Annotated in this window: 13 protein-coding genes; 5 read left to right on the top strand and 8 right to left on the bottom strand. The window is 67.6% G+C overall.

Annotation, left to right across the window (positions count from 1 at the left end):
• Window positions 1-6: 6 nt before the first annotated feature.
• From PTQ19_RS13345 to PTQ19_RS13325, 5 genes are read right to left on the bottom strand one after another with little or no spacing between them, the layout of a single operon-like run.
• Window positions 7-885: a MurR/RpiR family transcriptional regulator gene (locus PTQ19_RS13345; RefSeq protein WP_274367678.1), complete on the bottom strand. Its 879-nt coding sequence runs from the start codon at window positions 883-885 to the stop codon at window positions 7-9.
• A 29-nt stretch (window positions 886-914) separates the two neighbouring features.
• The gene (locus PTQ19_RS13340) at window positions 915-2,000 is read right to left on the bottom strand and encodes a glycoside hydrolase family protein (RefSeq protein ID WP_274367677.1); all 1,086 of its coding nucleotides are present in this window, start codon (window positions 1,998-2,000) and stop codon (window positions 915-917) included.
• A 16-nt stretch (window positions 2,001-2,016) separates the two neighbouring features.
• Complete coding sequence (locus PTQ19_RS13335; protein WP_274367676.1) at window positions 2,017-2,247, bottom strand: helix-turn-helix domain-containing protein; 231 nt, start codon at window positions 2,245-2,247, stop codon at window positions 2,017-2,019.
• Window positions 2,244-2,969, bottom strand: coding sequence for a hypothetical protein (locus PTQ19_RS13330; protein WP_274367675.1), 726 nt, complete (start codon window positions 2,967-2,969; stop codon window positions 2,244-2,246). Before PTQ19_RS13330 ends, PTQ19_RS13335 begins: the two co-directional genes overlap by 4 nt.
• Window positions 2,970-2,998: 29 nt before the next feature.
• Window positions 2,999-3,601 carry a hypothetical protein gene (locus PTQ19_RS13325; protein WP_274367674.1) on the bottom strand — a complete coding sequence of 201 codons (603 nt, stop codon included), beginning with the start codon at window positions 3,599-3,601 and terminating at the stop codon, window positions 2,999-3,001.
• A gap of 335 nt (window positions 3,602-3,936) precedes the next feature.
• Between PTQ19_RS13325 and PTQ19_RS13320 the strand changes: the two genes are divergently transcribed.
• Entirely contained in the window at window positions 3,937-6,468 is a 2,532-nt protein-coding gene (locus PTQ19_RS13320; RefSeq protein ID WP_179409919.1) for an ATP-dependent Clp protease ATP-binding subunit, read from the top strand.
• Window positions 6,469-6,553: 85 nt separating this feature from the next.
• On the opposite strand, the gene PTQ19_RS13315 is transcribed toward PTQ19_RS13320, so the two are convergent.
• A complete protein-coding gene (locus tag PTQ19_RS13315) occupies window positions 6,554-7,093 on the bottom strand; it encodes a TetR/AcrR family transcriptional regulator (RefSeq protein ID WP_274367673.1) in 540 nt (179 codons plus the stop codon).
• Between the two features lie 64 nt (window positions 7,094-7,157).
• Here PTQ19_RS13315 and PTQ19_RS13310 point away from each other — a divergent pair, with 64 nt between their 5' ends.
• From PTQ19_RS13310 to PTQ19_RS13295, 4 genes are all read left to right on the top strand, one after another.
• Window positions 7,158-7,667 carry a DUF3995 domain-containing protein gene (locus tag PTQ19_RS13310; protein ID WP_274367672.1) on the top strand — a complete coding sequence of 170 codons (510 nt, stop codon included), beginning with the start codon at window positions 7,158-7,160 and terminating at the stop codon, window positions 7,665-7,667.
• 68 nt (window positions 7,668-7,735) lie between these two features.
• The gene (locus PTQ19_RS13305) at window positions 7,736-8,239 is read left to right on the top strand and encodes an amino-acid N-acetyltransferase (RefSeq protein WP_206551362.1); all 504 of its coding nucleotides are present in this window, start codon (window positions 7,736-7,738) and stop codon (window positions 8,237-8,239) included.
• Between the two features lie 9 nt (window positions 8,240-8,248).
• The gene (locus tag PTQ19_RS13300) at window positions 8,249-8,893 is read left to right on the top strand and encodes a hypothetical protein (RefSeq protein ID WP_274367671.1); all 645 of its coding nucleotides are present in this window, start codon (window positions 8,249-8,251) and stop codon (window positions 8,891-8,893) included.
• Between the two features lie 292 nt (window positions 8,894-9,185).
• On the top strand, window positions 9,186-9,599 hold the full coding sequence (locus PTQ19_RS13295; protein WP_179409924.1) for a dehydrogenase: 414 nt from the start codon (window positions 9,186-9,188) through the stop codon (window positions 9,597-9,599).
• A gap of 22 nt (window positions 9,600-9,621) precedes the next feature.
• Here the strand turns inward: PTQ19_RS13295 and radA are convergent, their stop codons facing one another.
• Together radA and moaA are read right to left on the bottom strand one after the other, a co-directional pair.
• On the bottom strand, window positions 9,622-11,010 hold the full coding sequence (gene radA / locus PTQ19_RS13290) for a DNA repair protein RadA (RefSeq protein ID WP_274367670.1): 1,389 nt from the start codon (window positions 11,008-11,010) through the stop codon (window positions 9,622-9,624).
• Window positions 11,011-11,052: 42 nt separating this feature from the next.
• Window positions 11,053-12,066, bottom strand: a complete 1,014-nt coding sequence (gene moaA, locus PTQ19_RS13285; RefSeq protein WP_274367669.1) for a GTP 3',8-cyclase MoaA — start codon at window positions 12,064-12,066, stop codon at window positions 11,053-11,055.
• Window positions 12,067-12,116 lie beyond the last annotated feature (50 nt).

Genomic DNA, 12,116 nt, shown 5'->3' with positions numbered 1-12,116 from the left:
CCGTCATCACACGGGGTGATCCGTGGTGCCGCTCCGCAGGTCTTCCATCGTCTCCAGCCGTCGCCGGCCGTCTTCCCCGAGACGGTCGGTGACACCCGCGATCACGGTCTCGATCACCGCCATTGCCGGCACGAGTGAGTCAAAAGGTGAGGGGGCCTCGACACCGGCCGGAAGCACAGCGCACGCGACGTCGGCGGCCGGAGAGAGCCAGCGGTCCGTGAACAGCACCACGTCGGCACCGCGCTCGGCGCAACGACGGGCGAACCGCACGATCTCGGCATCGTAGCGCCGGTAGTCGAACACGACGAGCACATCATCGCGGCGCGTGTCGGTGATGGCGGTGAGACGGGTGAACTCGTCGGCTCCGATCGTCTGGGCTCCCGGACGCAACAGGGTCAGGTGCGCGCCCAGATAGTCGGCGAGCAGATGGCTGAAGCGCCCGCCGATGAGGCGCACCCGACGCCGCGGGTCGGAGAGCAGCGCGACGACGCGGTCGAACTCGCTCTCGGGCAGATCGGCGATCGTCGCGGCGATGCTCCCCGAGAACACCCGCGAGGCTCGGGCGAGCTCACCGTCGTCGGAGTTGAGGTCGGCGCGGTCGTACTGTTCGAGCGGGGAGCCCAGGCGTTCTTGGAGCTCTCGCACCAGACGCTTCTGGAACGCGGGAAAGCCACTGAACCCGAGCCGCGTCACGAAGCGCACCACCGTGGGCGGGCTGACGCCTGCGCGCTGGGCGAGTTCTGCGACCGTACCGAGTCCGGCGATCGGATAGTTGGCGAGGATCGCTCTGCCGACCTTGCGCTCGCCCGAACTGAGCACGTCGAGGGATTGACGGATCAGCGTGCCGACCGGGTCGACGCCGGTGTCCTGTACAGCATCCGCCATGGTTGCAGCCCCCCTTTGTGAAACATACGTTACACGTGGGTGCCCACTGGCTCGGGACGCAGGGGGATGCACACGTTCTGGGTGCCGAGTTCGGGGTCGCCCACGCTGATCGCGGCATGCAGCGCGATTGGCCACCCGGTCTCGTCGAACAGCAGTTGGGGCCGTTCGAGCCGTTCGACGTCGATGTTGTCACCGGTGGTCGTGCGCAGGCGACGTAACGAGACGACCGGATGCTCAGCAGGGCGCCAGGTGCGTGCGTCGTCGGACTCGACGAGGGCGAGCGCGCCGAACTGCGGGGTGAGACAGCCGGTACGATCGTCGCCGGGTTGGAAGTCCTTCACGATCGCGTAGAAGCGCTGCCGGTTGGGATCGAAGAAGAGGTACGGGTCTTCGGCCTGCTGCGCGCCCTGCAGAGCGGTGCCCTGCAGGGCGTAGGGGCCGTCGGGCTGCGGGGCGGTCGCGATGACGTTGATGTAGTGCTGCTCGGCATCCCACGTCTTGTACATCATCACGAAGTCGCCGTGCGGTGTCTGCGCGACCGAGGGATTGACGGCCATTTGAAAAGTGCGGATGCCATCGGGGGCGATCAGCGGTGCATCGGGCGCCGCGGCGCGGCCGCTGACCAGCTCTTCGAGAGTGTCGGCGACGATCACGCCGATGCGCTGACCGCTGTGGTATCGCAGCCAGGAGCTGGGCTGGCGCGACAGGGTGGGCTCAGGTGTGTTGCCCGGATTCGTGGCGACGTAGAAGAGGTAGTAGCGGTTACCGAACCGGCGCACATGCGGGTTGTGGGCGGTGAAGCGGTCCCAACGGGTGGGGTCGCCGCTGCCCGTGAGGATCGTGCGCAGCTGCGTGTAGGGGCCGTGCGGGTCGGATGCCCGGGCAACGGCGATCTCGGAGTGCTTCAACCATCCGTCGAAGCCGTCGAAGAGACCCTCGTCGTCGGGGTCGCGCCCGGCAGAGCCATGGGGCCACCGTGAATAGAACAGGTAGTACCCATCGTCGGCCGCGACCGGCGTGCCGCACCAGACGTAGTAGCCGTCGACGGCGAACACACCCCGGACGGCGTCGACAGGGGCGAGGGCGGTCGAGAGATCGAGGGCATCGTTGCTCACAGCCCGAGCGTAGCTGTCACGCCAGCACGAGCAGCTCACCCACCTCGCAGTCGAGCGCATCGCAGATCGCCCGCAACGTCGAATAGCGGATCGCGCGGGCGCGATCGTTCTTGAGCACCGACAGGTTCACCACGCTGACGCCGACGCGAGCGCTCAGCTCGGTCAGCGTCATGCCCCGGGCGGCGAGGAGCTCATCGAGACGGCAGTGGATGCCCGTGGCATCCGCATCTGCCTCGGCGGGGCTCATATCAGCCCGTCCGTCTCATGCCGCAACTGCTCGGCCTCCTGCTGCAGCCGCGCCCCGTATCGGAAGATCGCAGACAGAGCGAAGAGGCCGACGGCGACGGCGAACGGCCAGAGAGGGAGCTGGAACATGAATGGCGGCGTGACATCAGGCATCCACACGAGGGAGCGCGCGGCGGTCGTCGTCCCGATGGTCGTGGTGGTGCTTGCGGCGATTGTCGCCACCAGAGTGATGTTCGCCGCGAGCGCGAAGGTGCGGTGGACCGATGGATGGAAGGGTTCACGCCGGCTGGCGAGCAGAGCGGCCGTGTAGGTGGACCATGCGATCGCAATCGCTGCGACGAATGTGAACAATGTCGCGATAAACAGAGCCAGCCGTGGGGCGAACGGGAGATGAGTGATCGCACCCCTGCAGTAGGAGAGCGCATCGTCGCCGCCCGGTGACCCGTCCGGCAGGAGACCGTCCGCATCACAGGCCGGGCTCAGCAGGGAACTCTGGTGAAGATCCACCCACATGCGCATGTGGTCGCTGAGCCACGTTTGTGGCGCGATGAACTGGTTGATACCACCGAAGATCAGGCCGATCAACGACAACCCGATCGCGATACCGGCGAGGCTACGGGTGATGGTCAGTGCGAGTGTGTCGCTCCCGCGCCGTCTTGCCCACCAGATCCCGATCCCGGCTACGAGGCCAAGGGCGGCGAGCCAGGCTGCCAGCTGCAGCATGCCAGGTAGTAGTTCATCCGATTCCCACATCACACGAGCCCTTCCGTGTCGCTTTGCAGGCGGTGGCCCACCTCGAAGGCGGTCGCCACTAGCGCGAGAGCGAAGGCCCACCCGAGTGGGGCGAGGTTCAGATCGATCGCGAACGCAGGGAAGACGTCGTAGACACCGGGATCTGTGCCCGCCAGGTGGTCGACGATCATCCCGCGACCGATCCCGCCGCACAACTGACCGAACATGCCTCCGGCGGCAACCAGGCACGCGGCGAGTCCGATCGTGGTCGACATTGTCCGGCGGAACGGGCGTGCGCGAACCAGCGAGACGCCGAGCCACCAGGCCACGGCGCACACCCCGATGATCGCCAGCGCGGGAAGAGCCCCCTCGAGCAGTAGCATCCACCGCGCCGCCGCAGGCAACGTCGCGAAGGCGACATCCGCCTGAATGTACTCCGCCGAGCGGATGCCGTCGATGCCCGACAGCGTCGGCGCGGCAGCGTCGTGCACGGGCATCCGCACTGTGACTTCAGCGCCGAACACGTCGAGCGCGCCGCGGATCACCGCGAAGACCGAAACCGCGGCGATGAGCACGGCGCCCGAGGCGACCACGCGCGCGCCGATTCTGTCAGCTGGTGACACCGGTGAATCCACTGTTCGAGTCATGAGCACCCTCCGTGCATAACGCTATTCGTTGTTATCGACTGTCGTTAACATAACGACAGTCGATATGTGCGTCAAGCGTGCGCCCCAGGAGCCTGCGCCGACACCCCCTGTTGTTGCCCACACCCCCACCTGGCGGCGTCGATAGGGCGGGGTGTCGACGGCAACTGGGGGTCTCCGCGGTGAGGGCGGGGTGGGAAGCACGCGGGGTGATATGCCGACGGCGAACACGGGCATACAGCACGCGCGCGCTCGTTACTCTCGATGTACAAGGCCTCAAGCCGCTTCGCCGACGCGCGAAAAGGAGTCACAGCATGTTCGAGAGATTCACCGACCGAGCCCGTCGGGTCGTCGTCCTCGCCCAAGAAGAGGCGAAGATGCTCAACCACAACTACATCGGCACCGAGCACATTCTGCTCGGCCTCATCCACGAGGGTGAGGGCGTCGCGGCAAAGGCACTCGAGAGCCTCGGCATCTCGCTCGACGCCGTGCGCGAGCAGGTGCAAGACATCATCGGCCAGGGCCAGCAGCAGCCGTCCGGCCACATCCCCTTCACGCCGCGCGCCAAGAAGGTGCTCGAGCTGAGCCTGCGCGAAGCGCTGCAGCTCGGCCACAACTACATCGGCACCGAGCACATCCTGCTCGGTCTCATCCGCGAGGGTGAGGGCGTCGCTGCCCAGGTGCTCGTCAAGCTGGGCGCCGACCTCAACAAGGTGCGCCAGCAGGTCATCCAGTTGCTCTCGGGAGCCCCGGGGCGCGAGACCGCTTCGGTCGGCGCGCAGGCCAACGACGGTCCGGCCTCGGCGCAGGGCGGTTCGCAGGTGCTCGACCAGTTCGGGCGCAACCTCACGCAGGCCGCCCGCGACGGCAAGCTCGACCCGGTCATCGGCCGCGAGAAGGAGGCTGAGCGGGTCATGCAGATCCTCTCGCGCCGCTCCAAGAACAACCCCGTCCTGATCGGTGAGCCCGGTGTCGGCAAGACCGCCGTCGTCGAGGGCCTCGCCCAGGCGATCGTCAAGGGCAACGTGCCCGAGACTCTCAAGGACAAGCAGCTCTACTCGCTCGACCTCGGCTCGCTCATCGCCGGGTCCCGCTACCGCGGTGACTTCGAAGAGCGCCTGAAGAAGGTCACCAAGGAGATCCGCACGCGCGGCGACATCATCGTCTTCATCGACGAGATCCACACCCTGGTCGGCGCGGGCGCTGCCGAGGGCGCGATCGACGCCGCCAGCATCCTCAAGCCGCTCCTCGCGCGCGGCGAGCTGCAGACGATCGGCGCGACCACGCTCGACGAGTACCGCAAGCACTTCGAGAAGGATGCTGCGCTGGAGCGCCGTTTCCAGCCGGTGCAGGTGAACGAGCCGACCCTGCCCCACGCGATCAACATCCTCAAGGGACTGCGCGACCGCTACGAGGCGCACCACAAGGTGCAGATCACCGACGGCGCGATCGTCGCCGCCGCGAACCTCGCCGACCGCTACGTGCAGGATCGCTTCCTGCCCGACAAGGCCATCGACCTGATCGACGAGGCCGGTGCGCGTCTGCGCCTGAGCATCCTGTCGTCGCCGCCCGAGCTGCGCGAGTTCGACGAGCGCATCGCCAAGGTGCGTCAGGACAAGGAGGCAGCTTCCGAGGAGCAGGACTTCGAGAAGGCCGCCGCGCTGCGCGACCAGGAGAAGGAGCTGCTCGGTGAGCGGCTGCGCCTGGAGAAGCAGTGGCGTGCCGGCGACGTCGCCACCCAGGCGATCGTCGACGAGGGCCTGATCGCCGAGGTGCTCGCTCAGGCGACCGGCATCCCCGTCTTCAAGCTCACCGAAGAGGAATCCAGCCGACTCGTCTTCATGGAGAAGGCGCTGCACCAGCGCGTCATCGGCCAGGAAGAGGCGATCGCCGCGCTCTCGCGCACGATCCGTCGCCAGCGCGCCGGCCTCAAGGACCCGAAGCGCCCCTCGGGCTCGTTCATCTTCGCCGGCCCCACCGGCGTCGGAAAGACCGAGCTCGCCAAGGCTCTCGCCGAGTTCCTCTTCGACGACGAGGCCGCGCTGATCTCGCTCGACATGAGCGAGTTCGGTGAGAAGCACACCGTCTCGCGTCTGTTCGGTGCCCCTCCCGGATTCGTCGGTTTCGAAGAGGGCGGCCAGCTCACCGAGAAGGTGCGCCGCAAGCCGTTCTCGGTCGTGCTGTTCGACGAGATCGAGAAGGCCCACCCCGACATCTTCAACTCGCTGCTGCAGATCCTCGAAGAGGGTCGCCTGACCGACGGTCAGGGACGCATCGTCGACTTCAAGAACACCGTGATCATCATGACGACGAACCTCGGTTCGTCGGCGATCGCCGGTGGCCCGGTCGGCTTCCAGATCGAAGGCAACTCGCAGACGACCTACGAGCGCATGAAGGGCAAGGTCGACGAAGAACTCAAGCGTCACTTCAAGCCCGAGTTCCTCAACCGCCTCGACGACATCATCGTCTTCCCGCAGCTCAACAAGGACGAACTGCGTCAGATCGTCGGCCTGTTCGTCAAGCGCCTGGGCGACCGCCTGCTCGACCGCGACATGACGGTCGAGCTCTCGGACGCCGCCAAGGACAAGCTCATCGAGATCGGATTCGACCCCTCGCTCGGTGCCCGGCCGCTGCGCCGCGCCATGCAGCGCGAGATCGAGGACCAGCTCTCGGAGCGCATCCTGCACGGTCAGCTCGACACCGGCGACCACGTGAAGGTCGACGTCGTCGACGGCAAGTTCACCTTCGAGCACGCACCGCGTGGCGAGAAGGTGGCCGTGGGGATCAACACCGGTGGCGCCGGTATCTCGGCCACGCCGGACCTCGCCGCCAGCGGCAACGACTGACACGCGTTTCCAGAAAGGGGGCGGATGCTACGGCATCCGCCCCCTTTCTACGTTCCCGCCCAGGAACCGGCGTCGGCGCCCCGGCTCAGGCTTCGAGGGCGCGGAGCATCGTCTCGCGCAGGGCGTCAGGGTCGTCGTTCAGCAGCAGACCTCCCAGGTATGCCGCGTAGACGAGCCGCGCACGCGCGGACGCATCAGCGGGCGGCATCCCGCGCCCGGTCAGGATGCGCTCCAGGAAGGCCAGCCTGGTCGAATGCACGCGCGCGACCACCGGGCCGACACGAGCATCGGCGCTGGCCAGTAGCATCCGCAGTTCGGTGGCATCGTGCGCATGGCCCACGGTGTGCGCGAGGAGTGCTGCCGCGGCATCGGGCGCGGTGGGATCGAGCGCGTCGATCACCTCGCGGGTCGCCCGCTGCTCCCAGCGATCGAGCACGGCGTCGATGAGGGCCGCGCGATCCGCGAAATGCCAGTAGAGGCTGCCCTTGGTGGCTCCGGCGAAAGCGGCGAGGGGTTCGATGGCGAGCTGATCGAACCCCACCCGGCTGCCGAAGTCGATCGCGATGTCGATCCAGTCGTCGCGGCTGCGGCGTGGCCGAGGTGTCGAAGAAGTGGGACGAGCCATGGCGGCATCGTACTGTACGGTGCCGTATAGTCATTTCCATACGGAAGCGTATGGAAGGAAGCGCATGAAGAAGTCCCTTCGCGATCTGATCCGCCCGCCGCACGACCCCCGCCCCCGACGCCCTCTCGCGGTGCTCGCAGCGACCGTGCTGGCATCCCTGGGCCTGTTGCACGTGCTCTGGGCGCTCGGCAACCCCTGGCCCGCGTCCGATGCCGAGGCGTTCGTGACGACCTTCCTCGGCGCGCCGGGTGGGGTGCCGATGCCCGGTCCGCTGATCACCATGCTCGTCGCGCTCGCCCTCCTGGCCGCAGCAGTACTGGTGCTGATGCGCGTCTCGCGCGTTGACGTCGTGCGGGGGATAGGCCACCTCGGCACGCTCGGCATCGGGATCGCCCTCGCGCTGCGCGCCGCCGTCGGGTTCATCGTGTCAGGGCTGCTGCCGCACCTGGTGGTTGAGCCGTACCGGACGCTGGACCTGTGGGTCTACTCGCCGCTGTGCCTCGCTCTCGCAGTCGCCGTCTTCGTCGTGCGTCGGAAATCCCAGACCGAACAGGTGCAGGTCGGCGTGTCATAGCCCGACACGCCGGCCGCGGCCCGTTTCGTCTGTGAGTTCCACACGGCTGGCCGCTCTAGGCTGGAACTGTGAGCGACTACACCGTCCGCGCAGCGCGCAGCACCGACATCGTCGGCATCCACTCGCTGTTGGAGCCGATGGTCGAGAAGCGAATCCTGCTCGGCAAGGACCTCGCGGTGCTCTACGGGGCGGTGCAGGAGTTCGTCGTCGCCGAACACGACGGCCGACTGATCGGCTGCGGAGCCCTGCACGTCATGTGGGAGGACATCGGCGAGGTGCGCACCCTGCTTGTGCACGACGACTATCTGCGCCACGGCGTCGGCCGCACCATCGTCGAGGACCTTGAGCGACGTGCTCGTGACCTGGGCCTGCAGCGTCTGTTCTGTCTCACCTTCGAGACTGCGTTCTTCACCCGCCGCGGCTTCGCCCCGATCGGTGAGCAGGTCGTGGACGCCGATGTGTACTCGCAACTACTGCGCAGTGGCGACGCGGGCGTCGAGGAATTCCTCGACCTGGCGCACGTCAAGCCGAACACGCTCGGCAACACCAGGATGATCAAGCACCTCAACTAGCCTGGGAACATGTCCCGTCCGTCTGCCGCCGTCTACCGCCGCCGGCGACTCCTGGTGATCGTCCTGGCGTTCGTGGCGATCGCGGCCATCTCCGGAGGAGTCTGGCTGGCGCTCGCGCAGCCCTGGTCTTCGGCATCCGACGCTACGGCCGCCTCTGCGACGCCGGAGGCGACCGCCTCGGCGCCGACCGATACGGCGTCCGCGAGTCCGTCGCCGAGTCCGGACGACACCGAGACCCCCGGGGTCGTCGCCTGCGAAGCCGGCGACATCGTGGTCGTCGCCCAGACGGATGCTGACACCTATGGCGCCGGTGAGTTGCCCCAACTGTCGATCAGCCTGACCAACAACGGTGCACGGGACTGCACGATGAACGTCGGGTCGAGTACGCAGAAGTTCGTCGTCACGAGCGGTTCGGACACGTGGTGGCGCTCGACAGACTGCCAGACCGAACCCAGTGACATGATCGTCACGCTCGAAGCGGGGACGACCGTCACGAGTGCGACCCCGGTGGTGTGGGACCGCACCCGTTCATCGGTCGACACCTGCGATGCAGAGCACCGACCGCAGGCGCCCGGAGGCGGTTCGTCGTACCACGTGAGCGTGGAGATCGGCGGATTCGAGGGCGCGAGCACCAAGCAGATCATCCTGCGCTGATCCCCGCGGCGTCGTTGTGCGAAACGCACAGGGAAAGACGCGAAAGCGCTCCGATGTTCGGCTGACATCACCGATATTTTGGGATACCATGGGAACTGGTTCTTCGAACTAGTGCGGTGAAAACCATCCCCAGTGGTTGTCGACTTCAGCGTCCCCAGCGCTTCGACATCACCGCCGCAAGAACCTGGAGGGCCCTCTCGAGTACCCCAGTCCCCAATGGAGGATTCGAGAGGGCCCCGCTTCTTCCCTCTGTGGTTCGGTGCGATCCTTCGCGCTCTCATAGGCTGGATGCATGGCGAAGAAGAGGGCAGGGGCCAAGAAGCGTCCCGCACCGGAGGAGTTCCGTTCCGAGGCACTGGCGCAGGCGCTCGAGAAGCAGGACATGGCGGCCGTCGCCCTCGCACTGCGCAACGGCAACACGGTCGTACCCCTGATCAAGCCCGGCGCTCGCGACAACCCGCTCGACGGTGGCGAGGTGTGGACCTACCGCGACCCGAAGTCCGGTGACGTGGCGCTGCTGCTGTTCAGCGATGCCACGCACAAGCCCGCCAACCTGCCCCCGGGCGTCGGCATCTATTCGCCCGCGTGGCTGAAGTCGTTCCTGACCACGCACAGCGACACCATTACGACCGTGTTCCTCGACATCGCGGGCCCTCACCCGATGCAGGCGCCGCCCGCCGAACTGCTCAAGGCGCTCGACGTCTGAACCGCCGCACGGCGCGGCGCGATCAGAACGGCGGCACGCCGGCGTCGTGGGTCCGCCGACTGGCGCTCGGCGCGCTGCTCTTCGCCCGTGACCGGATATCGCCCAGCGCCGTGCGCAGACTCGACGATCGGTCATCGATCACCTGCTGATACCCCAATCGTGCCGCTTCGCTGCGCCGCTGCGCGGCTTGCGTCACCGGACGGATCTCACCGGCCAGCGACAACTCGCCCACCACGGCCAGCGTGCGGGGCACCGAGAGATGCCGGATCGACCCCGCCACGGCGACGGCGATCGCAAGGTCTGCTGCCGGTTCGGTGAATCGCACACCGCCGACGGTCGAGACGTACACGTCGAGCTTCGAGGTCTCGATGCCGGCGCGGCGTTCGAGGATCGCCAGCACCATCGCCACGCGCGACGAGTCGAGACCGTGCACCACTCGGCGCGGGTTCGGCGCGTTCGAGGTGATCGTCAGCGCCTGCACCTCGACGGGCAGTGCACGCCGACCCTCCATGGCGATCGCGACGCAGGTGCCCGGCTCGGCGTCGCCCTGCGAGAGGAACAGGCCACTCGGGTCGGGCACCTCGGCGATGCCGACACCGGTCATCTCAAAACACCCGACCTCATCGGTCGGCCCGAACCGGTTCTTCAGAGCGCGCACGAACCGCAGCGCCGTCTGCCGATCGCCCTCGAAATGACACACGACGTCGACAAGATGCTCCAGTACGCGCGGCCCTGCGACCTGGCCGTCTTTCGTCACGTGCCCGACGATGATCACCGGCAGCCCGCGGTCTTTCGCAACGCGGATCAGCGTCGCGGCGACCTCGCGTACCTGGCTCGGCTGCCCGGCCGCGCCGTCGATCAGACCGGATGTCACGGTCTGCACCGAGTCGACGATCACGAGCTCGGGCCGCACCTCGTCGATGTGGCCGAGGATCGTCGCCAGGTCGGTCTCGCTGGCCAGGTAGAGGTCGTCGTGCAGGGCTCCGGTGCGCTCGGCGCGCAGTCGCACCTGCGCGGGGGACTCCTCGGCGCTGGCATACAGCACCCGCCGGCCCGCCTTCGCCGTCGAGGCCGCGACCTCAAGCAGCAGAGTGGACTTGCCGACACCGGGTTCGCCGCTGAGCAGGATCGCTGCACCCGGCACGATGCCACCGCCCAGCACCCGGTCGAACTCGCCGACTCCGCTGGTGCGCCGTGGAGCATCGGTCGTGGTGATCTGGGTGATCGGTCGCGCTGCCCGGTGCGCGGGCGGGGCGACGGCATCCGTCTGCCGCACGAATCCGACCTTGGTGCCCTGCTCTTGCACCGTGCCCCATTGCTGGCACTCGCCGCACCGGCCGACCCATTTCGCGGTCGTCCACCCGCATTCGGTGCAGACGAAGGCGGGCGGAGCGGGTCGACGGGTGGCCATCACGCCAGGCTACCGGCGCCCACCGACGTCGAGCGGCCCTGCTCAGCCGCCGATCGCGTTCATCCCGCGGACGGGCTGCAGGAACGACGGGTCGTTGATCGCGTGCCCGGGCAGTTTCGCCCAGATGCAGCGGCGCAGCACGTCGTCGATGACGTCGTCCTGTGCGTCGCCCCGCAGGGAGGGAAGCAGATCGAACTCGTGCATCGAGAACAGACAGTTGCGCAATTGGCCGTCGGCGGTAAGCCGCAGCCGGTCGCAGGCACCGCAGAACGGTGCGGTCACCGAGGCGATCACGCCGACCGTCGCGCCATCGGCGGTGCCCGGCCCGTGCAGGCGCCAGCGTTCGGCCGGTGCACCGCCGCGACCCGGCACGGCTTCGAGACGCCACTGCGCGCCGAGCGCGGCCAGGATCTCATCGCGCGTGACCATCGCTTCACGGCTCCACGTATGACCGACATCGAGCGGCATCTGCTCGATGAAGCGCAGCTCGGCCTCGTGATCAAGCGCGAAGCGCACCAGGTCAACCATCTCGTCGTCGTTGACGCCGCGCATCGCGACGGTGTTCAGCTTGAGCGGGCGCAGCCCGGATTCCGCCGCCGCCGTGATCCCGGTCAGGACGTCATCGAGGCGGTCGCGACGGGTCAACGCCGTGAACGGGTCTCGCCGCAGTGTGTCGAGCGAGATGTTCAGTCGCGACAGGCCCGCGCCGATCAGGTCGTCGAGCATCGACGCCAGTGCGATGCCGTTCGTCGTCATCGCCACCTGCACCGGGCCATACGGCGACTCCAGTCTTGCCAGCCGACGCACCACATCGACCACGTCCCGCCGCAGCAGCGGCTCGCCCCCGGTCAGCCGGAATGTCGTGATGCCGGCATCCGCCGCCACGCGCGCGACGCGCACGATCTCGTCGGCAGAGAGGATCGAGGCCTTGGCCAGCCACTCCATGCCCTGCTCGGGCATGCAGTACGTGCAGCGCAACGAACAGCGGTCGGTCAGCGAGATGCGCAGATCTCGGTGCACGCGACCGTGCGTGTCGAGCAGGGGTAGCGCCGCCATCGGTCCTCTCTTCGATATGGCGACAGTAGTCCGTGCGCCGCGTAAGGGCC

This window comes from Microbacterium esteraromaticum, from assembly GCF_028747645.1.
GTDB classification, from domain to species: Bacteria; Actinomycetota; Actinomycetes; order Actinomycetales; family Microbacteriaceae; genus Microbacterium; species Microbacterium esteraromaticum_C.
This window is presented reverse-complemented; position numbering and strand designations above follow the sequence as displayed.

Excerpts from the sequence above, each read along its gene's own strand:
- PTQ19_RS13335 (WP_274367676.1), bottom strand. The coding sequence starts at position 2,247 with ATGAGCCCCGCCGAGGCAGATGCGGATGCCACGGGCATCCACTGCCGT.
- PTQ19_RS13315 (WP_274367673.1), bottom strand. The coding sequence starts at position 7,093 with ATGGCTCGTCCCACTTCTTCGACACCTCGGCCACGCCGCAGCCGCGAC.
- radA (WP_274367670.1), bottom strand. The coding sequence starts at position 11,010 with ATGGCCACCCGTCGACCCGCTCCGCCCGCCTTCGTCTGCACCGAATGC.
- PTQ19_RS13295 (WP_179409924.1), top strand. The coding sequence starts at position 9,186 with ATGGCGAAGAAGAGGGCAGGGGCCAAGAAGCGTCCCGCACCGGAGGAG.
- PTQ19_RS13320 (WP_179409919.1), top strand. The coding sequence starts at position 3,937 with ATGTTCGAGAGATTCACCGACCGAGCCCGTCGGGTCGTCGTCCTCGCC.
- PTQ19_RS13300 (WP_274367671.1), top strand. The coding sequence starts at position 8,249 with ATGTCCCGTCCGTCTGCCGCCGTCTACCGCCGCCGGCGACTCCTGGTG.
- moaA (WP_274367669.1), bottom strand. The coding sequence starts at position 12,066 with ATGGCGGCGCTACCCCTGCTCGACACGCACGGTCGCGTGCACCGAGAT.
- PTQ19_RS13345 (WP_274367678.1), bottom strand. The coding sequence starts at position 885 with ATGGCGGATGCTGTACAGGACACCGGCGTCGACCCGGTCGGCACGCTG.
- PTQ19_RS13310 (WP_274367672.1), top strand. The coding sequence starts at position 7,158 with ATGAAGAAGTCCCTTCGCGATCTGATCCGCCCGCCGCACGACCCCCGC.
- PTQ19_RS13330 (WP_274367675.1), bottom strand. The coding sequence starts at position 2,969 with ATGCTGCAGCTGGCAGCCTGGCTCGCCGCCCTTGGCCTCGTAGCCGGG.